The organism is Polaromonas sp. (assembly GCF_010365105.1).
Classification (GTDB): domain Bacteria; phylum Pseudomonadota; class Gammaproteobacteria; order Burkholderiales; family Burkholderiaceae_C; genus Polaromonas.
In genome coordinates this window covers 66,973-92,058 of sequence record NZ_JAAFGZ010000004.1, presented here as the reverse complement: position 1 = coordinate 92,058, position 25,086 = coordinate 66,973, and the positions used below count along the sequence as shown (strand labels likewise).

General features: G+C 56.9%; 25 protein-coding genes and 1 tRNA gene. All 26 read left to right on the top strand.

Annotated elements, in window-relative coordinates; genetic code table 11:
• Window positions 1–24: 24 nt before the first annotated feature.
• Complete coding sequence (gene tsaD, locus GZ092_RS03785; RefSeq protein WP_293634642.1) at window positions 25–1,086, top strand: tRNA (adenosine(37)-N6)-threonylcarbamoyltransferase complex transferase subunit TsaD; 1,062 nt, start codon at window positions 25–27, stop codon at window positions 1,084–1,086.
• 82 nt (window positions 1,087–1,168) lie between these two features.
• Window positions 1,169–2,434, top strand: coding sequence for a branched-chain amino acid ABC transporter substrate-binding protein (locus tag GZ092_RS03780; protein ID WP_293634498.1), 1,266 nt, complete (start codon window positions 1,169–1,171; stop codon window positions 2,432–2,434).
• 41 nt (window positions 2,435–2,475) lie between these two features.
• Window positions 2,476–3,663, top strand: a complete 1,188-nt coding sequence (locus GZ092_RS03775) for a pyridoxal phosphate-dependent aminotransferase (protein WP_293634497.1) — start codon at window positions 2,476–2,478, stop codon at window positions 3,661–3,663.
• Between the two features lie 140 nt (window positions 3,664–3,803).
• Complete coding sequence (gene rpsO / locus GZ092_RS03770) at window positions 3,804–4,070, top strand: 30S ribosomal protein S15 (protein ID WP_293634496.1); 267 nt, start codon at window positions 3,804–3,806, stop codon at window positions 4,068–4,070.
• Between the two features lie 278 nt (window positions 4,071–4,348).
• Window positions 4,349–6,457: a polyribonucleotide nucleotidyltransferase gene (gene pnp, locus GZ092_RS03765; RefSeq protein WP_293634495.1), complete on the top strand. Its 2,109-nt coding sequence runs from the start codon at window positions 4,349–4,351 to the stop codon at window positions 6,455–6,457.
• 78 nt (window positions 6,458–6,535) lie between these two features.
• The gene (locus GZ092_RS03760; RefSeq protein ID WP_293634493.1) at window positions 6,536–7,522 is read left to right on the top strand and encodes an NAD(P)H-quinone oxidoreductase; all 987 of its coding nucleotides are present in this window, start codon (window positions 6,536–6,538) and stop codon (window positions 7,520–7,522) included.
• Window positions 7,523–7,548: 26 nt separating this feature from the next.
• Window positions 7,549–8,307, top strand: coding sequence for a triose-phosphate isomerase (gene tpiA / locus GZ092_RS03755; RefSeq protein WP_293634491.1), 759 nt, complete (start codon window positions 7,549–7,551; stop codon window positions 8,305–8,307).
• Between the two features lie 33 nt (window positions 8,308–8,340).
• On the top strand, window positions 8,341–8,754 hold the full coding sequence (secG, locus tag GZ092_RS03750; protein ID WP_293634489.1) for a preprotein translocase subunit SecG: 414 nt from the start codon (window positions 8,341–8,343) through the stop codon (window positions 8,752–8,754).
• Between the two features lie 118 nt (window positions 8,755–8,872).
• Window positions 8,873–8,957, top strand: a tRNA-Leu gene (locus GZ092_RS03745).
• 126 nt (window positions 8,958–9,083) lie between these two features.
• Window positions 9,084–9,443 (top strand): NADH-quinone oxidoreductase subunit A, encoded by a 360-nt coding sequence (locus GZ092_RS03740; RefSeq protein ID WP_293634487.1) that lies wholly within the window; start codon window positions 9,084–9,086, stop codon window positions 9,441–9,443.
• Between the two features lie 40 nt (window positions 9,444–9,483).
• Window positions 9,484–9,963: an NADH-quinone oxidoreductase subunit B gene (locus GZ092_RS03735; protein ID WP_011800826.1), complete on the top strand. Its 480-nt coding sequence runs from the start codon at window positions 9,484–9,486 to the stop codon at window positions 9,961–9,963.
• Window positions 9,963–10,577 carry an NADH-quinone oxidoreductase subunit C gene (locus GZ092_RS03730; RefSeq protein ID WP_293634483.1) on the top strand — a complete coding sequence of 205 codons (615 nt, stop codon included), beginning with the start codon at window positions 9,963–9,965 and terminating at the stop codon, window positions 10,575–10,577. Before GZ092_RS03735 ends, GZ092_RS03730 begins: the two co-directional genes overlap by 1 nt.
• Before the next feature lie 23 nt (window positions 10,578–10,600).
• Window positions 10,601–11,854, top strand: coding sequence for an NADH-quinone oxidoreductase subunit D (locus GZ092_RS03725; RefSeq protein ID WP_293634482.1), 1,254 nt, complete (start codon window positions 10,601–10,603; stop codon window positions 11,852–11,854).
• A gap of 16 nt (window positions 11,855–11,870) precedes the next feature.
• The gene (nuoE, locus tag GZ092_RS03720) at window positions 11,871–12,356 is read left to right on the top strand and encodes an NADH-quinone oxidoreductase subunit NuoE (protein WP_293634640.1); all 486 of its coding nucleotides are present in this window, start codon (window positions 11,871–11,873) and stop codon (window positions 12,354–12,356) included.
• Window positions 12,357–12,360: 4 nt separating this feature from the next.
• Window positions 12,361–13,782 carry an NADH-quinone oxidoreductase subunit NuoF gene (gene nuoF / locus GZ092_RS03715; RefSeq protein WP_293634481.1) on the top strand — a complete coding sequence of 474 codons (1,422 nt, stop codon included), beginning with the start codon at window positions 12,361–12,363 and terminating at the stop codon, window positions 13,780–13,782.
• 20 nt (window positions 13,783–13,802) lie between these two features.
• Window positions 13,803–15,947, top strand: a complete 2,145-nt coding sequence (gene nuoG / locus GZ092_RS03710) for an NADH-quinone oxidoreductase subunit NuoG (protein WP_293634480.1) — start codon at window positions 13,803–13,805, stop codon at window positions 15,945–15,947.
• Window positions 15,944–17,023 (top strand): NADH-quinone oxidoreductase subunit NuoH, encoded by a 1,080-nt coding sequence (gene nuoH / locus GZ092_RS03705; protein ID WP_293634478.1) that lies wholly within the window; start codon window positions 15,944–15,946, stop codon window positions 17,021–17,023. The genes nuoG and nuoH overlap by 4 nt, the downstream gene beginning before the upstream one ends.
• 11 nt (window positions 17,024–17,034) lie before the next feature.
• A complete protein-coding gene (gene nuoI / locus GZ092_RS03700; RefSeq protein WP_293634476.1) occupies window positions 17,035–17,532 on the top strand; it encodes an NADH-quinone oxidoreductase subunit NuoI in 498 nt (165 codons plus the stop codon).
• Between the two features lie 51 nt (window positions 17,533–17,583).
• Window positions 17,584–18,237: an NADH-quinone oxidoreductase subunit J gene (locus GZ092_RS03695; protein WP_293634474.1), complete on the top strand. Its 654-nt coding sequence runs from the start codon at window positions 17,584–17,586 to the stop codon at window positions 18,235–18,237.
• Window positions 18,237–18,545, top strand: coding sequence for an NADH-quinone oxidoreductase subunit NuoK (nuoK, locus tag GZ092_RS03690; RefSeq protein WP_131418801.1), 309 nt, complete (start codon window positions 18,237–18,239; stop codon window positions 18,543–18,545). The genes GZ092_RS03695 and nuoK overlap by 1 nt, the downstream gene beginning before the upstream one ends.
• Window positions 18,546–18,552: 7 nt before the next feature.
• A complete protein-coding gene (gene nuoL, locus GZ092_RS03685; protein WP_293634638.1) occupies window positions 18,553–20,577 on the top strand; it encodes an NADH-quinone oxidoreductase subunit L in 2,025 nt (674 codons plus the stop codon).
• Window positions 20,578–20,607: 30 nt separating this feature from the next.
• Entirely contained in the window at window positions 20,608–22,083 is a 1,476-nt protein-coding gene (locus GZ092_RS03680; RefSeq protein ID WP_293634464.1) for an NADH-quinone oxidoreductase subunit M, read from the top strand.
• Between the two features lie 19 nt (window positions 22,084–22,102).
• On the top strand, window positions 22,103–23,605 hold the full coding sequence (gene nuoN / locus GZ092_RS03675; protein ID WP_293634462.1) for an NADH-quinone oxidoreductase subunit NuoN: 1,503 nt from the start codon (window positions 22,103–22,105) through the stop codon (window positions 23,603–23,605).
• Window positions 23,606–23,607: 2 nt separating this feature from the next.
• Window positions 23,608–23,910 (top strand): DUF2818 family protein, encoded by a 303-nt coding sequence (locus tag GZ092_RS03670; RefSeq protein ID WP_293634460.1) that lies wholly within the window; start codon window positions 23,608–23,610, stop codon window positions 23,908–23,910.
• On the top strand, window positions 23,907–24,521 hold the full coding sequence (locus GZ092_RS03665; protein ID WP_293634458.1) for an NUDIX hydrolase: 615 nt from the start codon (window positions 23,907–23,909) through the stop codon (window positions 24,519–24,521). The genes GZ092_RS03670 and GZ092_RS03665 overlap by 4 nt, the downstream gene beginning before the upstream one ends.
• Window positions 24,522–24,542: 21 nt before the next feature.
• Window positions 24,543–25,070, top strand: coding sequence for a DUF1178 family protein (locus tag GZ092_RS03660; protein WP_293634456.1), 528 nt, complete (start codon window positions 24,543–24,545; stop codon window positions 25,068–25,070).
• The last annotated feature ends 16 nt before the right edge of the window (window positions 25,071–25,086 follow it).

The window sequence follows — 25,086 nt, the reverse complement described above, 5'->3', positions numbered from 1 at the left end:
AAACTAGCCGCCATGTTTGAAAAAATGCTGGTTCTTGGAATCGAGTCGAGTTGCGATGAAACCGGTGTGGCGCTGGTCGATGCCAGCGGCAGCGGCGTGCCGCGCTTGCTGTCACACGCTTTGCACAGCCAGATCGTCATGCACCAGCCCTTTGGCGGCGTGGTGCCCGAACTGGCCAGCCGCGACCACATCCGGCGCGTGCTGCCGCTGACGCAGGAGGCGATGAAGGTCGCGCAGCGTACGCTGGCCGATGTCGATGTGGTGGCCTACACGCGCGGTCCCGGACTGGCCGGCGCGCTGCTGGTCGGTGCCGGCGTGGCCTGCTCGCTGGCCGCCGCGCTGGGCAAGCCGGCGATGGGCGTGCACCACCTGGAAGGGCACCTGCTGTCGCCTTTCCTGAGCGCCGACCCGCCCGAGTTTCCTTTTGTCGCGCTGCTGGTGTCGGGCGGCCACACCCAGCTGATGCGCGTGGACCGGGTCGGTCGCTATGAATTACTGGGCGAAACCATCGACGACGCGGCCGGCGAGGCCTTCGACAAGTCGGCCAAGCTGATGGGCCTGCCGTATCCCGGGGGTTCGCATCTGGCCCGGCTGGCGTTGGGCGGCGATGGCGCGGCCTTCCAATTGCCGCGCCCGCTGCTGCACAGCGGCAACCTGGACTTTTCATTCTCCGGCCTCAAGACCGCCGTACTGACGCAGGCCAAAAAGCTCGGCCCCGAGCTGGAAAGCCGCAAGGCCGACCTGGCAGCATCCACCCAGGCGGCGATTGTGGATGTGCTGGTGAAAAAAACGTTGGCCGCCCTGTCGCAAACTGCCCTCAAACGGCTGGTGGTGGCCGGCGGCGTCGGCGCTAACGCCTTGCTGCGCAGCCAGTTGAATGCCGCCTGCCGGCAGCGCGGCATTCGCGTGCATTACCCCGAGCTGGAGTTCTGCACTGACAACGGCGCGATGATCGCCATGGCTGCCGGCATGCGATTGCAGGCCGGACTGGGCGATTTGCAAAGGCTGCAGGGCAGCTACACCTTTGACGTGAAGCCGCGCTGGAATCTTGCCGATATCCAGCCCGCCCCCGTTCTGGCAGGCTGAACGCCTGATCATTTCGCCGGGCTTGACCGCGTCCGGCTGGCGCCGGATTCAGAAGCTAACAACACAGGATTTTCTCTTTTTTATGCGAATTTTTTTCAAACTTAACGCCGCCGCCTTGTGTCTGGGCCTTTCATTGCTGGCCCAGGCGCAGCCCGTTTCCCAGCCGCCGGTGCGCATCGCGCTGATCGAAAGCCTGTCCGGCGCCTTTGCCAATACCGGAGAGGCCGTGTTCCGCAACCTGGTCTGGGCCACCGAACGCGTCAATGCGCGCGGCGGCGTCAAGCTGGCTGACGGCCCGCACCCTCTGGTCATTGAGCGCTATGACAACAAAGGCCAGAACGAGGAAGCGCTGGCTGCCCTGCGTTCGGCGATTGACGACGGCGTGACCGTGATTGCGCAGGGCAATTCATCGTCGGTAGCGGCGGCGCTGATCGACGCCATCAACAAGCACAACGAACGCGAGCCCGGCAAGCGGGTGCTGTTCCTGAACTATTCGGCGGTCGATCCCATTTTGACGAACGAGAAATGCAGCTACTGGCATTTCCGTTTCGACGCCCATGCCGACATGCGCATGGCCGCGCTGATGGACGTGTTCAAGGACGACAAGGCCGTCAAGAAGGTGTACCTGATAGGCCAGGACTACAGTTTCGGCCAGGCCGTGCTGCGCGAGGGGCGCAAGCAGATTGCCGCGCAGCGGCCCGATGTCCAGATCGTCGGCGACGAGCTGCATCCGATTGGCCGCGTCAAGGATTTCATTCCCTATGCGGTCAAGATCAAGTCCAGCGGCGCGCAAGCGGTGCTCACCGGCAACTGGGGCAACGACCTGACGCTGCTCATCAAGGCAGCGAAGGAAGTGGGTTACGAAGGCAAGTTCTACACTTTCTACGGCAATGCGCTGGGCGTTCCTGCTGCGCTGGGCGATGCCGGCGTTGGCAAGGTGATCGCCGTGGCCGACTGGTTTCCCAACACCCCGGGCGCGGCATCGGAGAATTTCTACCAGTCGTTTCGCCAGCGCTTTCCACGTCCGCAGGACGACTATGTCCACATGCGCATGCAGCTGATGGTGGAAACGCTGGCCCAAAGCCTGGAGAAAGCCGGCAGCAGCGAAGCGGCTGCGGTGGCTGCACAGATGGAAAAGGCAACGGTGAATTTCTCCGGCTTCAAGGGGTCGATGCGCGCTGCCGATCACCAGTTCCAGCAGCCGCTGGCGGTGGCGATCATGGACAAGCAAGGCGCGCCGGGCGCGAAGTTCGATGTCGAAGGATCAGGCTACGGCTTTCGCGTCATCAAGGCGATTTCGGCGCAACGCGCCGAGCAGCCGACCAGTTGCCAGATGATTCGCCCCTGAATTTCCTCACCAGATCATTTGAAAACCTTTAAAAGGCGCGCATGAGAAAAGCAGTTCTGAATCTTGAAGAATCCATGATCCGCCAGGTTGCCAATGCGGGCATGGGCCGCAGCGATGTGTTGAAGTTCTGGTTTGGCGAGAGCGACGAGGCCACGCCGGCCTTTATCCGCGACGCCGCCATTGCCTCGCTGCAGTTGGGCGAAACGTTTTATGCGCACAACCTCGGATTGCCGGAATTGCGCGACGCCATTGCCGCATATTCCACCGGCCTGCGTTGCCCGGGCGCCGCGCCGATTGGCGCCGGCCGCATCGCCGTGACCTCGGGCGGCGTCAATGCGCTGATGCTCGCCGTGCAGGCGCTGGTCGATGCCGGCGACGAAGTGGTGGCGGTGACGCCGGTCTGGCCCAACCTGACCGCACAGCCGCTGATCATGGGTGCCCGGTTGCACTGCGTCAGCCTCAAGCCGGTGGCGGGCGAATGGCAGCTCGACATGGCGGAACTGCTCGCAGCCATCACGCCGGCCACCAAACTGCTGATCGTCAATGCACCGAACAACCCGACCGGCTGGACCCTGAGCCGCGCCGAGCAGGAAATGATCCTGGCGCATTGCCGCCAGACCGGCACCTGGATCCTGGCCGACGAGGTCTATGAGCGCCTGTACTTCGAGCCCACGCCCAATGGCTGCGCGCCCAGTTTCCTGGACATTGCCGCGCCCGAAGACCGGCTGGTGGTGGCGCACAGCTTTTCCAAGAGCTTCCTGATGACCGGCTGGCGCCTGGGCTGGCTGGTGATGCCCGTGTCAATGACGCCTCACATGGGCAAGCTGGTCGAGTTCAACACCTCCTGCGCGCCGGTGTTCATCCAGCGCGCCGGACTGGTCGCGCTGCAGGGAACAAACGACGTCACGCCGCAACTGGTGGCGCACCTCAAGACCTGCCGCGACACTTTGGTGCCGCTGCTGCAGGCGCTGCCCGGCGTGGAAGTGGCGCCGGCCAGGGGCGGCATGTACGCTTTTTTCAGGCTGTCCGACCAGGACCGATTCGGCGACTCGCTGGAAACCGCCAAGCGCCTGGTGGTCGAGGCCGGACTGGGCTTGGCGCCGGGCAATGCCTTCATGGTCAACCCCGCACCCGAGGCGCAGGGCTGGTTGCGCTGGTGTTTTGCCAGCCGCGACCTGTCCCGGCTGGAGCAGGGCGTTGAGCGGTTGCAGCGCTGGCTTACGCTATAATCCGCAGTTCCGCGCCATGGACGGCAAGCTTGAACAAGCCTGCTGCCTGAGGCCGGAAATCACGACGAAATCGGTCACCTCCCAATTGTGGGAAAACTGCTTCGCTCGCCAGTCGCAACTCTGTTGCAAGAGGAAAACCCATGATCGCAAAATCAATCAAGGCCGAAATTGTCAAGGACAACGCCCGTTCCGCCACGGACACCGGCAGTCCTGAAGTTCAGGTCGGCCTGCTGACCGGCCGCATCAACGAATTGATGCCTCACTTCAAGACCCACGCCAAGGACCACCACGGTCGCCGCGGCCTGCTGCGCATGGTGAGCCGTCGCCGCAAGCTGCTGGACTACCTGAAGTCCAAAGATGCAGCCCGCTATGTTGCGCTGATCGCCAAGCTTGGCCTGCGTAAATAATCGGTAAACCCATCGAAAAGCGCCTGAGTTAGTTCACTAGCTCAGGCGTTTTGCACTTAAAAACTGCAAAAAACGTATTCAACTTCAGGCGCGCCTCCCTGGCGTACCTGATGACTTCGGAGCAAGGTCCAGTGAGCACGCGCTGTGTCATTCCATAAAACTCCGGCCCTGAAAAGTTGCGGCTTTCAGGCGTTTTATGGAATGGCATCGTGTTCAGCCAGCCATGACTCCGGGCTTTTGGCACTGCCTGATGTGCCTTCAAAAAACCGAGAAAAAACATGAGCATGTTCAATAAAGTCACCAAATCATTCCAATGGGGCCAGCACAAGGTCACGATGGAAACCGGCGAAATGGCGCGCCAGTCCGGCGGCGCCGTGCTGCTGGACATGGACGGCACCGTCGTTCTGGCCACCGTGGTCGCCAAGAAGGATGCCAAGCCCGGCCAGGATTTTTTCCCGTTGACCGTTGACTACTTGGAAAAGACCTATGCCGCCGGCCGCATTCCGGGCAGCTTTTTCAAGCGCGAAGGCCGCCCGAGCGAATTCGAAACGCTGACCTCGCGCCTGATCGACCGCCCGATTCGCCCATTGTTCCCTGAAGGCTTCTTCAACGAAGTGCAGGTCGTGATCCATGTGCTGTCGCTCAACCCCGAAGTTGAAGGTGACATTCCCGCGCTGATCGCTTCAAGCGCCGCGCTGGCGATTTCCGGCATTCCGTTCAACGGCCCGATCGGCGCCGCCCGCGTCGCCTACATCGGCAGCGAATTCGTGCTGAACCCCGGCAAGACCCAGCTGAAGGATTCGACGATGGACTTGGTCGTGGCCGGTACCGAGGCCGCCGTGCTGATGGTCGAGTCCGAGGCCAAGCAATTGTCCGAAGAAATCATGCTGGCCGCCATCGTGTTCGGCCACGAGCAGGGCAACATCGCCATCAACGCGATCCACGAACTGGTGCGCGACGCCGGCAAGCCGGTCTGGGACTGGCAGGCGCCCGCCAAGGATGACGTGCTGATTGCCAAGGTCGGCGCACTGGCCGAGGAAAAGCTGCGCGCTGCCTACCAGATCCGCAACAAGCAGGCTCGCACCCACGCCACGCGTGAAGTGACCACCTGGACCAAGATGGGCCTGAAGGCCGAAGGCGTCGAATTCGACGGCGTAGCCGTTGAAGGCATGCTGTTCGACATCGAAGCCAGGATCGTCCGCAGCCAGATCCTGGCCGGCGACCCGCGCATTGACGGGCGCGACACGCGCACCGTGCGCCCGATTGAAATCCGCAACAGCGTGCTGCCGCGCACTCACGGTTCCGCTTTGTTCACGCGCGGCGAAACCCAGGCGCTGGTCGTGACCACGCTGGGCACCGAGCGTGATGCGCAGCGCATTGATGCGCTGTCCGGTGACTACGAAGACCGCTTCATGCTGCACTACAACATGCCTCCATTCGCCACCGGCGAAACCGGCCGTGTGGGCAGCCCGAAACGCCGCGAAATCGGCCACGGCCGTCTGGCCAAGCGTGCACTGATCGCCGTGCTGCCGAGCAAGGAAGAATTTCCGTACACCATGCGCGTTGTAAGCGAGATCACCGAGTCCAACGGCTCGTCGTCGATGGCGTCGGTCTGCGGCGGCTGCCTGTCGCTGATGGATGCCGGCGTTCCCATGAAGGCCCACGTGGCCGGTATCGCCATGGGCCTGATCAAGGAAGACAACCGCTTTGCCGTGCTGACCGACATCCTGGGTGACGAAGATCACCTGGGCGACATGGACTTCAAGGTGGCCGGCACCACGTTCGGCATCACCGCGCTGCAGATGGACATCAAGATCCAGGGCATCACCAAGGAAATCATGCAGGTCGCTTTGGCCCAGGCCAAGGAAGCCCGCATGCACATTCTGGGCAAGATGCAGGAAGCCATGGGCCAGGCGAATGCCGAAGTGTCCGACTTCGCGCCGCGCCTGTACGTGATGAAAATCAATCCCGAAAAGATCCGTGACGTGATCGGCAAGGGCGGCGCCGTGATCCGTGCGCTGACCGAGGAAACCGGCACGCAGATCAACATCGAGGAAGACGGCACCATCACCATCGCCTCGAACGACAGCGCCAAGGCCGATGAAGCCAAGCGCCGCATCGCCGAGATCACCGCCGAAGTCGAAATCGGCAAGGTCTATGAAGGCGCCATCACCAAGATTCTGGATTTCGGTGCATTGGTCAACCTGATGCCCGGCAAGGACGGCCTGTTGCACATCAGCCAGATTGCCCACGAGCGCGTCGAGAAGGTCACCGACTACCTGAAAGAAGGCCAGATCATCAAGGTCAAGGTTCTGGAAACCGACGAAAAAGGCCGCGTCAAGCTGTCGATGAAGGCGTTGCTGGACCGTCCTGCCCAGCAGGGTTGATCCTTTATTTGCTATAGATTTTGTAGCTTCTAGCGCCTACGCAGTAAGCGCTGGCAGCACAAATGACCGAGAAATACCATGAGAGTCATTGAAATCACTTCATTTGGCGCACCCGATGTGCTGCAAGCCGGCACGCGTCCAGACCCTGTGCCGGCTGCCGGCGAAGTCCTGATCCGCGTGCGAGCCAGTGGCATCAACCGCCCGGACGTGCTGCAACGTACAGGGAACTATCCCGTGCCGCCGGGCGCGTCCGACATTCCCGGGCTCGAAGTCGCCGGAGAGATCGTCGGCGGCGATGCGGCGGCCATGTCGGCGGCGCATCTGAAAATCGGCGATCGTGTGTGTGCGTTGGTGGCGGGCGGCGGCTATGCCGAATTGTGCGTGGCGCCTGTCGGGCAATGCCTGCCGGTGCCCGAGGGGCTGAGCGACATCGAGGCGGCTTCGCTGCCTGAGACATTCTTCACCGTGTGGAGCAATGTCTTCGAACGCGCGCGTCTGCAAAAAGGCGAAACCCTGCTGGTGCAGGGCGGCTCCAGCGGCATCGGCGTGACAGCTGTCCAGATCGCCAAAGCCATGGGCGCCACGGTGCTGGTGACAGCGGGCACTGACGAAAAGTGCGCAGCCTGCGTGGCACTCGGTGCCGACCATGCGATCAACTACAAAACCAGTGACTTTGTCGAGCAGGTCAAGACGCTGACCAAGGGGCAGGGCGTCAGTGTGATCCTTGATATGGTCGGCGGCAGCTATGTCGCGCGTGAAGTCGAGTGCCTGGCTGAAGACGGCCGGCTCGTCATCATTGCCGTGCAGGGCGGGGTCAAGGCCGAGTTCAATGCGGGTCTGGTGCTGCGCAGGCGGCTGACCCTCACCGGATCGACCCTGCGACCGCGTTCGCTGGAATTCAAGACGGCCATTGCTGCAGCGCTGAAGGAAAAAGTCTGGCCGTTGATCGCCAGCGGGACGATCAAGCCCGTGATCTATAGCATCTTTGCCGCAGCCGACGCTTCCCGGGCGCATACCCTGATGGAATCGAATGGGCACATCGGCAAGATCGTCCTGACCTGGTAAGCCGCAGGCAATATTCAAAGAACCCTATGAAAAAGCTGATTGCAGGAAACTGGAAAATGAACGGCAGCCTGGCTGCCAATGAAGAACTGCTGGCGGCCCTTGCCGCAGGGCTAGCCCAAGGCCAGGCCTGCGAAGTGGCCGTGTGCGTCCCCAGCCCCTATTTGATGCAGGTTCAATCCCTGAAATCGAAATATCCGGCCCTGTCGGCTTTGGATGTAGGCGCGCAGGATGTGTCTGCCCAAGGTTCGGGCGCATACACCGGCGAGGTCAGTGCGGCCATGCTAAAGGAACTGGGATGCCGCTATGCCATCGTAGGCCATTCAGAGCGGCGCCAGTATCATACCGAAACCGATGCGCTCGTGGCTGAAAAGGCCAGGGCCGCGCTGGCAGTTGGTGTGACGCCCATCGTTTGCGTCGGTGAAACGCTGGCCGAGCGTGAAGCCGGTCGGACCGAAGAAGTCGTCAAGCGCCAACTGGCGGCGGTGATCCATGCCAACGGGCACTGCATCAGCGAAGTGGTGGTGGCTTATGAGCCTGTCTGGGCCATTGGCACTGGCAAGACGGCTTCACCGGAAGAAGCCCAGGCCGTACACGCGGTGCTCAGGGCCCAGCTGAAAGCTGCAACCGATCAGTCGGCACGTATCAAGATACTGTATGGCGGCAGCATGAACGCTGCCAATGCTGCGACTTTGCTGGCCCAGCCGGACATCGATGGCGGCCTGATCGGCGGTGCTTCGCTCAATGCCCCGGATTTTTTGAAAATTATTGCTTCTGCGCCCGTCTGACCGGCAAAGTTCGCTACTAAATTAGGAGTAATCATGAATATTTTATTGACGGCTGTGCTGGCCGTGCAGATGCTTTCGGCGCTGGGTATGGTGGGCCTGATCCTGGTTCAGCATGGCAAGGGTGCCGACATGGGTGCAGCGTTTGGCAGCGGCGGCTCCGGTAGCCTGTTCGGCGCCAGTGGAAGCGCCAATTTCCTGTCGCGCACGACCGGCATCCTGGCGGCGCTGTTTTTTACCTGCACCCTGATGCTGGCCTATTTTGGGAATGCGCAGCAACCCCGCACCGGCTCAAGCGTTCTGGAAGGTGCAGCCATCACGGCGCCCGCCCTTCCGGCTTCGGGCGCTGCCCAGATTCCTGGCACTGCCGCACCGGCTTCTGCCAATGTGGTGATTCCCGCTGCACCAGTGGTGCCCGCTTCGGGTGCAGCTCAAATCCCCACGAAATAAGACCACAAAGCCAGGACTTCAACTTAAAAGCCGTGCGATTTCAGGGTAAACTCTTAGACAGTCTGGGAAGCAAAAAAACTGCAAAGTTTCCTCAAGCATCCAGACAAAAGTAAGTATCGCGGACGTGGTGAAATTGGTAGACACGCTATCTTGAGGGGGTAGTGGCGAAAGCTGTGCGAGTTCGAGTCTCGCCGTCCGCACCAGATTGACTAGCATCGGCAGCAGCTCACCAGTGGCTGCTTTCGGCTCAAACGGTAAACTCGTGCAAGCTGTGCAGGTACTCTGTGCGGCTTGCTGTACGAGTGGCTTTTCACAAGTTGAAACCCACGATGAACCTTGACCAATACCTTCCTGTTCTGTTGTTTATTCTGGTGGGCGTAGGTGTCGGTATATTGCCGATGGTCATGGGTCGTTTGCTGGGGCCTGTTCGGCCTGACAGCGAAAAAAATTCTCCTTATGAATGCGGATTTGAGGCCTTCGAAGATGCCCGCATGAAATTTGATGTTCGCTACTACCTGGTTGCCATTCTGTTCATTCTTTTTGACCTTGAAATTGCCTTTTTGTTTCCATGGGCGGTTTCGCTCAAGGAAATTGGTCCGCTTGGTTTTTGGTCGGTCATGGTTTTTCTGGGTATTCTGGTTGTGGGCTTTATCTACGAGTGGAAAAAGGGTGCGCTGGACTGGGAATAAGAAAAAGCCTTAAAAGGGGCTTTTCAAAAAGGGTACGGTTATGTCACTTGAAGGTGTTTTCAAAGAAGGCTTTGTGACCACGAGCTATGACTCGGTGGTCAACTGGGCCAAGACCGGTTCGCTGTGGCCCATGACTTTTGGCCTTGCCTGCTGCGCTGTAGAAATGATGCATGCGGGTGCTGCACGCTACGACATTGACCGTTTTGGCATGTTGTTTCGGCCCAGCCCGCGTCAGTCCGATCTGATGATCGTCGCAGGCACCTTGTGCAACAAGATGGGGCCCGCCTTGCGCAAGGTTTACGATCAAATGGCCGAGCCTCGCTGGGTGATTTCCATGGGGTCGTGCGCTAATGGCGGTGGTTACTATCACTACAGCTATTCGGTCGTCCGCGGCTGTGACCGCATCGTGCCGGTGGATGTATACGTGCCGGGTTGCCCGCCAACCGCCGAGGCATTGCTCTACGGCATCATTCAGTTGCAGCAGAAAATTCGACGCACCAACACGATCGCGAGGGCTTGATGCCATTGTCTTCACCTCCTGTTTCAATCTCCCGGCTGGGTGAAACCATTGCATCGGTGCTGGGCAGCAAGGCAAAAACTGTCAAGATTGCTCTCGGTGAAATTACGGTAATTGTTGCGGCTGTCGATTATCTGGCAGCAGCAACATTGCTTCGCGATTCGCCTGGCTGCAAATTCGAGCAACTCATGGACCTTTGTGGTCTTGATTATTCCGAATACAAAAACGGTCAATATGACGGACTGCGCTATTGCGTCTCTATACATTTGCTTTCGGTCAGCCTCAACCAGCGGGTAAGGCTCAAGGTATTTTGCCCAGACGATGATTTTCCCGTGGTTGATTCGGTCAATGGCATCTGGAGCTCGGCGAACTGGTTCGAGCGTGAAGCTTTTGACCTTTACGGCATTGTTTTCGAGGGCCACAACGACCTGCGCCGCATCCTGACCGATTACGGTTTCATTGGTCATCCGTTTCGCAAGGATTTTCCGACCACAGGGCATGTGGAAATGCGTTACGACGCCGAGCAAAAACGCGTGATTTATCAGCCTGTCACCATCGAACCCCGCGAGATGATTCCCCGCGTGATTCGCGAGGAAAACTACGGTGGTCTTCAATAGGCGGTTTCCGCAAGAGATACGACATGGCTGAAATTAAAAACTACACGCTCAATTTTGGACCGCAGCACCCGGCCGCTCATGGCGTTTTGCGCCTGGTCCTCGAACTTGACGGAGAAGTGATACAGCGGGCTGACCCGCATATCGGGCTGCTGCACCGGGCGACCGAGAAACTGGCCGAAAGCAAGACCTATATCCAGTCTTTACCTTATATGGACCGGCTCGACTATGTGTCGATGATGTCCAATGAGCATGCTTACTGTCTGGCCATCGAAAAACTGATCGGCGTTGATGTTCCGGTTCGAGCGCAGTACATCCGCGTAATGTTCTCTGAAATCACCCGCTTGCTCAATCACCTGATGTGGCTTGGCGCGCACGGACTGGACTGCGGTGCAATGAACATGCTGATCTATTGCTTTCGCGAGCGCGAAGTGCTTTTCGACATGTACGAGGCGGTGTCTGGTGCCCGCATGCATGCGGCTTATTTCCGTCCGGGCGGCGTTTACCGCGATTTGCCGGAAAGCATGTCGCAGTACAAGGTCAACAAGATACGTAATGCCAAGGCAATCGATGCCCTGAATGAAAACCGCCAGGGATCGTTGCTTGACTTCATCGATGACTTCGTGGCCAAGTTTCCCAAACTGGTCGATGAGTACGAAACCCTGCTGACCGACAACCGCATCTGGAAGCAGCGTACCGTCGGTGTTGGCGTGGTATCGCCAGAACGTGCATTGAATCTGGGTTTCACCGGTCCCATGCTCAGGGGTTCGGGTTTTGCCTGGGATCTTCGCAAACAGCAGCCCTATGAAGTCTATGAGCACATGGATTTTGACATTCCGGTCGGTAAAACCGGTGACTGCTATGACCGTTACCTGGTCCGCGTGGCGGAAATGCGCCAGTCCAACCGTATCATCAAGCAGTGCGTTGACTGGTTGCGCGTCAACCCCGGCCCGGTGATCACCAGCAACCACAAGGTGGCGCCTCCTAACCGTGAATCCATGAAGTCAAACATGGAAGAGTTGATTCATCATTTCAAGCTTTTCACTGAAGGTTTCCACGTGCCTGAAGGCGAAGCCTATGCCGCCGTCGAGCACCCCAAGGGCGAGTTCGGCATCTACATCGTCAGCGACGGCGCGAACAAGCCGTACCGCCTGAAGATTCGCCCGCCTGGCTTTTCCCATCTCGCAGCCATGGACGAAATGGCGCGCGGCCACATGATTGCCGATGCCGTTGCCGTGATTGGCACGATGGACATTGTTTTCGGTGAAATTGACCGCTAACCGCATGACTTCTTCCATGATTTCTGAACAAACCAAAACGCTTTTTGACAGAGAAGTCGCCAAATACCCTACGAACCAGAAGCAGTCGGCCGTGATGGCCTGCTTGCAGATCGTGCAGCAGGAACAGGGTTTTGTCAGCGCTCAAAGTGAAAAGCTGGTGGCTGAGTATTTGGGCATGGCGCCAATTGCAGTCCATGAAGTCACAACTTTCTACAACATGTACAACCAGCAGCGCGTGGGCAAGTACAAGTTTAATGTCTGCACTAACCTGCCTTGCCAGTTGCGCGATGGCGCCAAAGCGCTGCACCATCTGGAGCAAAAGCTCGGCATTGCGATGGGTGAAACCACGGCCGACGGCCTGTTCACACTACAGCAGTCCGAATGCCTGGGTGCATGTGCCGATTCTCCGGTAATGCTGGTGAATGACATCCATATGTGCAGCTTCATGAGCAACGAAAAACTTGACCAGCTTGTTGATGGTCTCAAATCGGCGGAGGCTTGAGTCAATGACAGTCCGATCCCATTCCGGCGACACCGGAGCTTCCCAGTCCGTACTGTCGCAATTTGCAGCTACTGGTGTGCAGACCTGCTTTCATGGCCGGCACATCAATCCGCAAATCCTTGCAGATCTTGACGGCAGCAACTGGCGCCTCGGCGACTATGAAGCGCGTGGTGGCTACCAGGCACTGCGCAAGATTCTTGGTCAGGACGGCGGTGCTGGAATGACACCTGACCAGGTCATTGCCGAAGTCAAGGCCGGTGGTCTTCGTGGCAGAGGCGGTGCGGGCTTCCCGACCGGGCTGAAGTGGAGCTTCATGCCGCGCCAGTTCCCGGGTCAGAAGTATCTGGTCTGCAATTCGGATGAAGGCGAGCCAGGCACCTGCAAAGACCGCGACATCATGCAGTACAACCCGCACAGCGTGATCGAGGGCATGGCGATTGCCGCTTATGCCATGGGCATCAGTGTTGGCTATAACTACATCCACGGCGAGATTTTTGCCACTTACCAGCGCTTTGAAGCAGCGCTGGACGAGGCGCGCACAGCGGGCCTGCTGGGTGACGGCATCTTAGGCAGTAGCTTCAACTTCCAACTCCACGCCTCGCATGGTTTCGGTGCCTATATTTGCGGCGAGGAAACTGCCCTGCTGGAATCGCTCGAAGGCAAGAAGGGCCAACCGCGCTTCAAGCCACCGTTTCCAGCCAGCTTCGGCCTGTATGGCAAGCCCACCACGATCAACAATACCGAAACTTTTGCCGCCGTGCCGTGGATCATCCGCAACGGGGGTGCTGCCTACCTCGAATGCGGCAAGCCGAACAATGGCGGCACCAAGATTTATTCGGTTTCGGGTGATGTCGAATTGCCGGGCAACTACGAAGTGCCGATGGGCACGCCGTTCTCCAAGCTGCTGGAACTGGCCGGTGGGGTTCGCAAGGGCCGCACGCTGAAGGCTGTGATTCCTGGCGGATCGTCGTCGCCGGTGCTGCCGGCTGCCATCATGATGGAGTGCACGATGGACTACGATTCGATTGCCAAGGCCGGCTCGATGCTTGGCTCGGGTGCTGTCATCGTCATGGACGACTCCCGCTGCATGGTCGAGTCCCTGAAGCGCCTCTCGTACTTTTACATGCATGAATCCTGTGGTCAATGCACCCCATGCCGCGAAGGCACGGGGTGGCTGTGGCGCGTGGTGGACCGTATTCACAACGGACTGGGTCGTCCCAGCGATCTGGACCTGCTCAATTCGGTAGCGGACAACATCCAGGGACGAACCATTTGCGCCTTGGGCGATGCTGCTGCCATGCCGGTCCGCGCCATGATCAAGCACTACCGCCATGAGTTTGAAGCGATGATTTCAAAAAATGAATCACCTGATGCTATGAATCCAAGCACCGTTCAGGCGACCAGTCGCACTGCGGCACAGGCCTGAATCGTTGAAAGAAAAAGAATATGGTTGAAATAGAACTGGACGGACAAAAAGTGGAGGTGCTCGAAGGCAGCACGGTGATGCACGCGGCTGAAAAAGCGGGCACCTATATTCCGCATTTCTGTTATCACAAGAAACTGAGCATTGCCGCCAATTGCCGCATGTGCTTGGTCGATGTGGAAAAGGCGCCCAAACCGATGCCGGCATGCGCCACCCCTGTCACGCAGGGGATGGTCGTACACACCAAGAACGACAAAGCCATCAAAGCCCAGAAGGGTGTGATGGAGTTTCTGCTGATTAACCACCCCCTGGATTGCCCTATCTGCGACCAGGGTGGCGAGTGCCAGTTGCAGGATCTTGCCGTAGGTTACGGTGCAGGAGAGTCGCGTTACCAGGAAGAAAAGCGCATGGTCTTCCACAAGGATGTGGGGCCCCTGATTTCAATGCAGGAAATGAGCCGCTGCATTCATTGCACGCGTTGCGTACGTTTTGGGCAGGAAGTCGCCGGCGTGATGGAACTGGGCATGTCGCACCGCGGCGAACATGCCGAAATTGAAACTTTTGTCGGTATGTCAGTGGACTCCGAACTGTCGGGCAACATGATCGATCTTTGTCCGGTGGGCGCGCTGACCAGCAAGCCGTTTCGGTACAGTGCCCGCACCTGGGAACTGTCACGCCGCAAATCGGTCAGTCCCCACGACTCGACCGGTGCCAACCTGATCGTCCAGGTCAAGCACGACAAGGTAATGCGCGTATTGCCGCTTGAAAACGAAGCCGTCAACGAGTGCTGGATCGCAGACCGTGACCGCTTTTCCTACGAAGCCCTGAACACTGATGACCGTCTGCTCAGCCCCATGCTCAAGCAGGGTGGTGAATGGAAAACGGTTGACTGGCAAACCGCACTTGAATATGTCGCCAATGGACTGAAACAGATCAAGTCAGAGTACGGTGCGGACAGCATTGGCACGCTGGCAAGCCCTCACAGCACACTGGAAGAACTCCATTTGGCGTCCTCCCTGATGCGTGGCCTTGGCAGCGAAAATATTGACTATCGCTTGCGCAATGCCGATTTCACCTCATCATCTTCGGTTCGATGGCTTGGCACTTCCATTGCGTCACTGTCGGAATTGCAGCGAGTCCTGGTAATTGGCTCGAACCTGCGCAAGGATCATCCCTTGTTTGCACTGCGTATCAGGCAATCGGTCCGCAATGGCTGTGTGCTCAATACGATTAATTCGCTGAATGAACTGCCTTTAACGGATGCATGGGCGATACCTGTCTCTAACGCTCTCCTGACATCGTCTGAAAACTGGGCGCAGTCGCTGGCCAATGTCGCCGCAGCAATCGCTGTTGAAAAGGGTGTTGCTGCGCCCGTATCTGGCGAAGTCACTGAGGCGGCAAAAGCAATAGCATTGTCTTTGATGAGTGGTGAGCGAAAAGCGATCCTGCTGGGCAATGCCGCTGCACATCATGCCAATGCTTCCAGTCTGCTGGTACTGGCCAACTGGATCGGAGATCAATGCGCTGCCAGCGTGGGTTACCTGACTGAAGCTGCCAACACCGTTGGCGCACAATTCGTCAACGCACTCCCAGGCAACGGGGGGTTGAATGCAGGCCAGATGCTTGATGGCAAGCTCAAGGCAGTGATTCTGTTGAATAACGAACCCGAATTTGATTCAGCAGTCGGCATCCAATCCAGAGCTTCATTGAATTCTGCCCAGATGGTAGTCACGCTGAGTCCCTTCAAGGCCAATATGGGTTTCAGCGATGTGCTGTTGCCGATTGCGCCTTTTACGGAAACACCAGGCACCTTCATCAATGCCGAAGGTCGAATCCAAAGTTTTCATGCTGTGGTGAAACCCAGAGGTGAAACGCGTCCTGCATGGAAAGTCCTGCGCGTGTTGGCCAATCTGCTGGGTTTGCCTGGCTTCAATTTTGAATCTTCAAGTGATGTTCTCAAGAGCATTCGTGACGCTGATGCCAGCCACATCTCTTCAGATCGACTGGGCAATGCAATCCAGCACGAGGTGGATGTCTCTGCCGTTAGCGGTCATGCACCAGTGGTGGCAAGCATTTACCAACTCGACGGGTTGGTCAGACGTGCCACTTCGCTGCAGCTGACAGCCGATGCGCGCAAGGCTGCAAGTTTTGAAGGGGCGGGCGCATGATTGATGGAATGTATGCGACGGGGCAAGGCTTGATGGGCGGGATATGGCCGGCCACTGTCTGGCCGGTACTCTGGGTGCTTATCAAGATTGTGGCAGTGCTGGCACCGCTGATGGGATGCGTGGCTTATCTCACTTTATGGGAAAGAAAAGCCATTGGTTTTACACAGGTTCGCCTTGGTCCTAATCGCATCGGACCATTCGGCCTGTTGCAGCCGATTGCCGATGCACTCAAGCTGTTGACCAAGGAAATCATCATTCCTACAGCAGCCAGCAAGGGCTTGTTCGTGTTGGGTCCGATCATGACCATCATGCCTGCACTTGCAGCCTGGGCGGTGATTCCGTTTGGCCCTGATGTGGCATTGGCTAATGTGAATGCCGGCTTGCTGTTTATCATGGCCATCACTTCTCTGGAAGTTTACGGCGTCATCATTGCTGGCTGGGCCTCAAATTCCAAGTATGCATTTTTGGGTGCAATGCGCGCATCGGCCCAAATGGTGAGCTATGAAATCGCAATGGGCTTTTGCCTTGTGGTGGTGCTGATGGTTTCCGGCAGCTTGAACATGACCGATATTGTCATGAGCCAAGGCTCCGGCATGGCCGCCAGCAGGGGTCTGACTTTCCTGTCATGGAACTGGTTGCCTTTGCTGCCTATCTTCGTCGTGTATTTCATTTCCAGTCTGGCAGAAACCAATCGTCACCCGTTCGATGTGGTGGAAGGCGAATCCGAGATCGTGGCGGGACACATGGTGGAATATTCCGGTATGTCGTTTGCCATGTTCTTCCTGGCTGAATACGCCAACATGATTCTGGTCTCCGTTCTTTGCGTGCTGCTGTTCCTCGGCGGCTGGCTGTCGCCGATTGACCATGCATTCTTCAACTGGATTCCAGGCTGGATCTGGCTGGGACTGAAGACCTTTGTGGTCGTCACCATTTTTCTGTGGGTTCGTTCCACCTTTCCACGTTTCCGCTACGACCAGATCATGCGTCTGGGCTGGAAAATCTTCATACCTGTGACCCTGGTCTGGCTGGTGGTCGTCGGGGCCTGGATGCAGACTTCTTACAACATCTGGAAATAGGCGAAAAAGTCATGTCTGCTGTCGCATCCGTAAAGGATTTTGTCTCAAGCTTCATGTTGACCGAATTGCTCAAGGGTATGGCCCTGACCGGAAAATACATGTTCAGTCGCAAGATCACGATTCAGTTTCCTGAAGAAAAAACCCCATTGAGTCCGCGATTTCGTGGTTTGCACGCATTACGTCGGTATGAAAATGGAGAAGAACGCTGTATTGCCTGCAAGCTTTGCGAGGCAGTATGTCCGGCGCTCGCGATCACCATCGAGTCAGATGTTCGGGAAGACGGCAGCCGCCGCACTTCACGCTACGACATCGACCTGACGAAATGCATTTTTTGCGGCTTCTGCGAAGAAAGCTGTCCGGTCGATTCAATCGTTGAAACGCATATCCTGGAATACCACGGCGAAAAGCGGGGCGACCTGTATTTCACCAAGGAGATGCTGCTTGCCGTGGGGGATCGTTACGAAAGCGAAATTGCTGCCAACCGTGCAGCAGATGCCAGATACCGCTGAGATCCTTCGCTCCAATGCCCGCTTTTGTAAGAAGAAAGAATCCCCTTCAAGATGGACGCTAAAACAGGTCTTTTTTATGTGTTTGCCGCAATACTGCTTTTTGCAGCATTTCGCGTCATTACAGCCCGCAACCCGGTGCACGCTGCACTTTTTCTGGTGCTTGCATTTTTTCAGGCAGCAGCTATCTGGATTTTGCTTAAAGCCGAGTTTTTGGCGATCACCCTGGTACTGGTCTACGTGGGCGCGGTGATGGTGCTTTTCCTTTTCGTGGTGATGATGCTGGACATTAACCTGGACAGCATGCGAAAGGGTTTCTGGAGGCACTTTCCTTTGGCTGGCACGGTGGGTGCGGTCATTGCTCTGGAAATGTCGTATGTGCTGATGGGTGGTTTCAGTGAGCCGCCAAAAGGAGCTTCGGCGCCTGTGTCCGGCGACATTGCGGCACAGCTGTCCAATACAAAGGAACTTGGCAAGGTCCTTTACTCGCAATACATCTACCCACTGGAAATTGCTGCCGTGATTTTGCTGGTGGCCATTATTGCCGCCATTGCCCTGACCTTACGCGAGCGCAAGGATTCCAAACGGACCAATCCATCCGATCAAGTCCGTGTCAAAGCACAAGACCGTGTCAGGCTGGTCAAGATGAAGTCAGTTGTTGCAATGCCTGACATCGCGTCTGCCGCATCCGTTGAGGAAAAAAAATAATGATGCTTACGCTTGGACATTTTCTTTCGCTGGGTGCCATGCTGTTTGCCCTGTCGGTCATTGGCATTTTCCTGAACCGCAAAAACCTGATTGTTTTGCTTATGGCCATTGAGCTCATGCTGCTGGCCGTCAACATGAATTTCGTGGCCTTCTCGTATTACCTGAACGACATGGCGGGCCAGGTATTTGTATTTTTCATACTGACCGTTGCGGCAGCCGAGTCTGCCATCGGTCTGGCTATTTTGGTGCTTCTGTTCCGTAACAAGTCCAGCATCAACGTCGACGAACTCAACACGCTTCAGGGTTAACAACAAGATGAGCCAAACCCTTTCTGCCTCGACGTTGCTGGCTGTTCCGCTGGCACCTCTGGCTGGCGCACTGCTGGCCGGTATTCTGGGAACCACGTTTGGTGGTAACTGGATAGGGCGCCGTCTCGCGCACACCCTGACCATTCTGGGTGTGTTCATAGCCTTCATCATCTCTGCCATGACACTGCAAAGTGTGGTCGTTGATGGTGCGCGATTCAACGAAACGCTTTACACCTGGATGACAGTGGGCAACCTGAAAATGGAAGTTGGCTTTCTGGTGGATGGTCTGACAGCCATGATGATGTGCGTGGTGACTTTTGTCTCACTCATGGTGCATATTTACACCATCGGCTACATGGAAGAAGATGCAGGCTATAACCGTTTCTTTGCCTATATTTCCCTGTTTACCTTTTCCATGCTGATGCTGGTGATGAGCAACAACATGCTCCAGCTGTTCTTTGGCTGGGAAGCGGTTGGTCTGGTTTCGTATCTGCTGATCGGTTTCTGGTTCAACAAACCCAGCGCTATTTTTGCCAACATGAAGGCCTTTCTGGTGAACCGGGTCGGTGACTTCGGCTTTATTCTGGGGATTGCCCTGATTGCTGCCTATGCGGGCACGCTGAACTATGGCGAAGCCTTTGCAAAGGCTGATGCGCTTTCCAAGCTGACGTTTCCGGGTACTGGCTGGATGCTGATCACCGTGATCTGCATCTGCCTGTTCATTGGAGCCATGGGCAAGTCAGCGCAGTTTCCGCTGCATGTCTGGCTTCCAGATTCAATGGAAGGCCCAACGCCCATCTCGGCACTGATTCATGCCGCGACCATGGTAACGGCCGGTATTTTCATGGTGGCGCGGATGTCGCCGTTGTTTGAACTAAGTGATACCGCGCTGAGTTTCATCATGGTGATTGGTGCCATCACCGCGCTGTTTATGGGCTTTCTGGGCATCATCCAGAACGACATCAAGCGGGTCATTGCGTATTCCACGTTGTCGCAACTGGGTTACATGACCGTAGCGCTGGGCGCATCTGCCTATTCGGTGGCGGTGTTCCACCTGATGACACATGCGTTTTTCAAGGCTCTGCTGTTTCTGGCCGCAGGTTCTGTCATCATCGGCATGCATCACAACCAGGACATTCGCTGGATGGGGGGCGTGCGCAAGTACATGCCCATCACCTGGATCACCTTCCTGCTAGGTTCGCTGGCCCTCATCGGGACACCGTTCTTTGCCGGTTTTTATTCCAAGGACAGCATCATTGAAGTGGTGGCCGAAAGCCATCTCTGGGGCAGTGGTTTTGCTTATTTCGCGGTGCTGGCCGGCGTTTTTGTCACAGCCTTCTACTCATTTCGTCTTTACTTTCTTGTCTTCCACGGCAAGGAACGCTATGACCAGAACCCTGACGCTCATCATGATGCACATGACGATCACGGGCACCATCATGAACACCATGAGCCGCACGAATCGCCGTGGGTCGTGACGCTACCGCTGGTTCTGCTGGCTATTCCGTCGGTTGTCATCGGTTTCATGACCATCGAGCCGATGCTGTTCGGTGACTTTTTCAAGGGTGCGATTTTTGTCAACCTGGAACGTCATCCTGGCATGGAAGAACTGGCTGGCCTGTTTCATGGCCCCGTGCAGATGGCCATTCATGGCTTTTCATCTCCGCCTTTCTGGCTTGCCCTGTCAGGCGTGGTGCTGGCCTACTACATGTACATGGTCAATCCCGCCTTGCCGACTGCAATCAAGCGCAATCTGAGCCCGATCTACACGCTGCTTGAAAACAAGTACTACCTGGACTGGTTCAATGAAAACGTCATTGCCCGCGGTATGCGCGGCCTCGGTACTGTGTTCTGGAAGGTCGGCGACCAGATGCTGATTGACGGCGCGCTGGTGAATGGTTCCTGGAAATTTGTTGGCTGGGTTTCAAGCATGGTCAGGCGCCTTCAGTCGGGCTATATCTATCACTATGCTTTTGGCATGATTCTTGGCATCTTTGTGTTGATGACGTATTTCGTCTGGCTCAACCGATAAAAACAATCTAGAAGAAGAAGGAAGAGAAAAATGGGATTGTTGAGCCTTGCCATCTGGGTGCCGATTTTTTTTGGCGCCGGTTTATTGGCCCTGGGTCGGGAAAGTCAGGCGCGTACCGTTCGCTGGATTGCACTGATCGGCGCCATCATCAGTTTTCTGGTCACCCTGCCGCTGTATGACGGCTTCCAGCTAGGCACCTCGGCCATGCAGTTCGTTGAGAAAAGCAGCTGGATTCCACGCTTCAACATGAACTATCACCTGGGCGTGGACGGCATTTCGTTGTGGTTCGTGCTGCTGACGGCATTTATCAACGTGGTGGTCATCATCGCCAGTTGGGAATCCATCACGACCCGTGTCAACCAGTACATGGCGTCATTTCTGATTTTGAGCGGCCTGATGATCGGCGTGTTCGCCGCACTGGACGGCATGCTTTTTTACGTCTTCTTCGAAGCCACACTGATTCCGATGTACCTGATCATTGGCATCTGGGGTGGACCGAACAAAATTTACGCAGCTTTCAAGTTTTTTCTGTACACACTGCTCGGCTCACTGTTGATGCTGGTGGCGCTGATTTTCTTGTACAACAAGTCGGGCGGCAGCTTTGATATCCTGGCTTGGCACAAACTGCCTCTGTCGGGTACGGCGCAAACCCTGCTTTTCTTTTCGTTCTTTGCAGCCTTTGCTGTCAAGGTCCCGATGTTTCCGGTGCATACGTGGCTGCCTGATGTCCACGTTGAAGCGCCTACCGGCGGCTCTGCCGTGCTGGCGGCGATCATGCTCAAGCTGGGCGCCTATGGATTCTTGCGGTTTTCGATGCCGATCGTGCCCGATGCTTCGCGCGAGTGGGCATGGCTGATGATTGCCTTTTCACTGATTGCCGTGATTTATGTGGGCTTGGTGGCGCTGGTCCAGCGCGACATGAAGAAGCTGGTGGCTTATTCATCGGTAGCGCATATGGGTTTTGTGACACTCGGGTTTTTCCTCTTCAACGACCTGAGCGTCTCGGGCGGCATTGTCCAGATGATTGCGCACGGTTTTGTTTCAGCCGCCATGTTCCTTTGTATTGGCGTGCTGTATGACCGCGTGCATTCGCGCGAAATTGCGAGTTACGGTGGTGTGGTCAACACCATGCCCAAGTTTGCAGCCTTCGCGCTGCTGTTCGCGATGGCCAATTGCGGCTTGCCAGCCACTGCTGGCTTCGTGGGTGAGTGGATGGTGATCCTGGGGGCAGTCAAAGCCAATTTCTGGATTGGCTTGGCCGCTGCATCTGCATTGATATCGGGTGCGGCTTATACGCTGTGGATGTACAAGCGTGTGTATCTTGGCCCTGTGACCAACGAAAACGTCAAGAAATTGCTCGATATCAATAGCCGCGAGTTTTTGATGCTGGCAATGCTGGCGGTCGCAGTGCTCTACATGGGCATTTATCCCAAGCCTTTTACCGATGTGATGAATACGTCGGTGACTGATCTGCTCAGGCACGTCGCGCTTTCGAAACTGAACTAAGAAAACTCAAAGAATTCAGATGATTGACAAACTCAGTTGGATCGCGGTATATCCCGAAATTGTTCTATTGGTCATGTCCTGCGTCATCGCATTGGTGGACCTGGGCGTCAAGACGCCACGCCGTTCGCTTACCTATGCATTGACGCTGCTGACGCTTGGCGTTGTGGCCATCATGGAAGCCAATACAGCACTTGGCGGGCAGATCTTTTATGGTTTTGGCAACATGGTGGTAGTGGACCCCATGGGCAGCTGGATGAAATGCTTCTCTAGCATTGCCCTGATGGTCACAATCGTCTATGGCCGGCCTTACGCGGCAGACCGCGATATGCTGCGCGGCGGTGAATTCTTCACACTCAGCCTGTTTGCCTTGCTGGGCATGTTCGTGATGATTTCAGGCCACAACTTCCTGGTGCTCTACATGGGCCTTGAATTGATGGCATTGTCAAGCTATGCACTGGTCGCCTTGCGCCGTGACGACGCGCAGGCAACCGAAGCAGCGATGAAATATTTCGTGCTCAGCGCACTGGCTTCGGGTTTCCTGCTTTACGGCCTCTCCATGCTTTACGGCGCTACCGGCTCGCTGAACATCAATGAGGTCTTTAACGCCATTGCCAGCCGGCAGGTCAAGCATCAGGTGTTGGTGTTCGGTCTGGTTTTTATTGTGGCCGGCTTGGCCTTCAAGCTTGGCGCCGTGCCATTCCATATGTGGCTACCTGACGTTTACCACGGCGCGCCCACTGCCGTCACGTTGATCATTGGCGGTGCGCCGCAACTTGCTGCATTTGCCATGACGATTCGCCTGCTGGTCGAAGGCCTGCTGCCGCTGGCAATTGACTGGCAGCAGATGCTGGCATTGATGGCCATCGGTTCCCTGCTGATCGGCAATCTGGCCGCCGTTGCCCAGACTAACCTCAAGCGCATGCTGGCGTTTTCGACCATTTCCCAGATGGGCTTTCTGCTGCTGGGTCTGCTGGCGGGGGTGGTCAATGGCAACCAGCTCAACACGGAATCGGCTTATGGTGCCGCCATGTTCTATGCCTTGACCTATGTGCTGACCACGCTCGCCGCCTTCGGCATCATTTTGCTGCTGGCCCGCTCCGGCCATGAGTCTGAAGAAATCACCGATCTTTCCGGCTTGAACCAGCGCAGCCCCCTGTACGCGGGTGTCATGGCGATGAGCATGTTTTCTCTGGCCGGACTGCCGCCGCTGGTGGGTTTTTACGCCAAGCTGGGTGTGTTGCAGGCCTTGATCTCGTCAGGCCAGACGAGTTACTTGGTACTCGCTGTCTTTGCCGTGATGATGTCATTGATCGGTGCTTTCTATTACCTCCGTGTGATCAAGGTCATGTATTTCGACGTACCCCATATCCACAATGCGCAGCCGATTCATGCGCCCGCCGATGCGCGGATTGTGCTGGCCATTAACGGTGCCTTGCTGCTGGCGCTGGGTATTGCACCTGGTGGACTGATGACGCTGTGCGCCCAGTCAATCAAAAGCATCGTGAACTCTCTCGGAGTCTGAGTTTGAACCAGACTGCATCGGTATGGCTGGTGGTGATGCTGGCCTTGTTGATGGCCAACATGCCGTTTGTCAGCAACCGGCTGTTTGCCGTGTATGCCCTCCGTTCGTCCAAGAACCTGGCCGTCCGGCTGGCAGAATTGCTGGTTTGGTACCTGGTGGTGGGTGGAGTGGGCTTGTATCTTGAGCAGCGAAATGGCCAGATTGCACCGCAGGGCTGGGAGTTTTATGCCATCACGGGAACCCTTTTCCTGACGTTTGCATTTCCCGGCTTTACCTATCGATACCTGTTCAAACACCGATCATGACGGCTGAATCCAAAGCCGAAAGCAGGGGTGCAGCCGACGATTCGAACCTGACTGAAATAAAACTCAGTTCCGACGAAATTCTTGCCGGAAATTTTCTGAAAATCCATCGCGACACGGTCAGTCTTCCTGATGGCCGGCACACCACGCGCGAATACGTGGTGCATCCTGGCGCCGTGATGATCGTGGCGCTGCTGGATGACGGCCGGGTGGTGATGGAACGTCAGTACCGCTATCCGCTCCACTCCGTGATGATTGAGTTTCCTGCGGGAAAACTCGATGCCGGCGAATTATCGCTGGACTGCGCCAGGCGAGAACTGCAGGAAGAAACGGGTTATACCGCGCGCGAATGGGCCAGGGCCGGCGTCCTGCACCCGGCCATCGCCTACTCCACCGAATTCATCGATATCTGGTTTGCACGCGGTTTGACGCCGGGCGATCAACAACTCGACTGCGGCGAATTCCTTGAGGTGTTCAGTGCCACGCCTGAGGAATTGATGAACTGGTGCGGCAGCGGTCAGGTGACCGATGCAAAGACGCTCACGGGGATGCTGTGGTTGAGCAACATGCTGTCGGGCGCATGGACATTGGAATGGCAGTTGGCACAGCCGTAACAGTCTTGCCATACTGCGCCCATGAAAGTCCTGAATCTCCGTTGTTCGCGCCTGCATTCGTTCGAGGGCTGGTTCGGGTCCGAAGAGGATTTCCTGGATCAACAACAGCGTGGCCTGATGGCCTGTCCCCTGTGCGCCGACACTGGCATTCAGAAAATGCCAAGTGCGCCGCGGCTCAATTTTGGGGGGCACAACGCCCCTGAAACGGTTTCAGGCCGCGCGGACCCTGTGACGACTTGCCCATCAATCGGAAATCTTCCATCAAAAGGCGAAATGGCGCGCTTCGACCGGCAGGATGGCACGCTTCTGCCTGAAGCCGGCCTTGCGGCACAGGCCGCCTTTTTAAACGCCCTGCGCCAGGTGGTGGCCGTGACCGAAGACATGGGCGTACGCTTTGCCGAGGAAGCACGCCGCATGCACTATGGGGAGGTCGAAGCGCGCAGCATTCGCGGCCAGGCCTGTGCGCGCGAGGCGCTGGAGCTTCTGGAAGAGGGAATTGAAATCCTTCCGCTTCCCATGCTCGCAGCTGCCAAGGAAACCCTGCAGTAGGGCATCAAAAGACAGG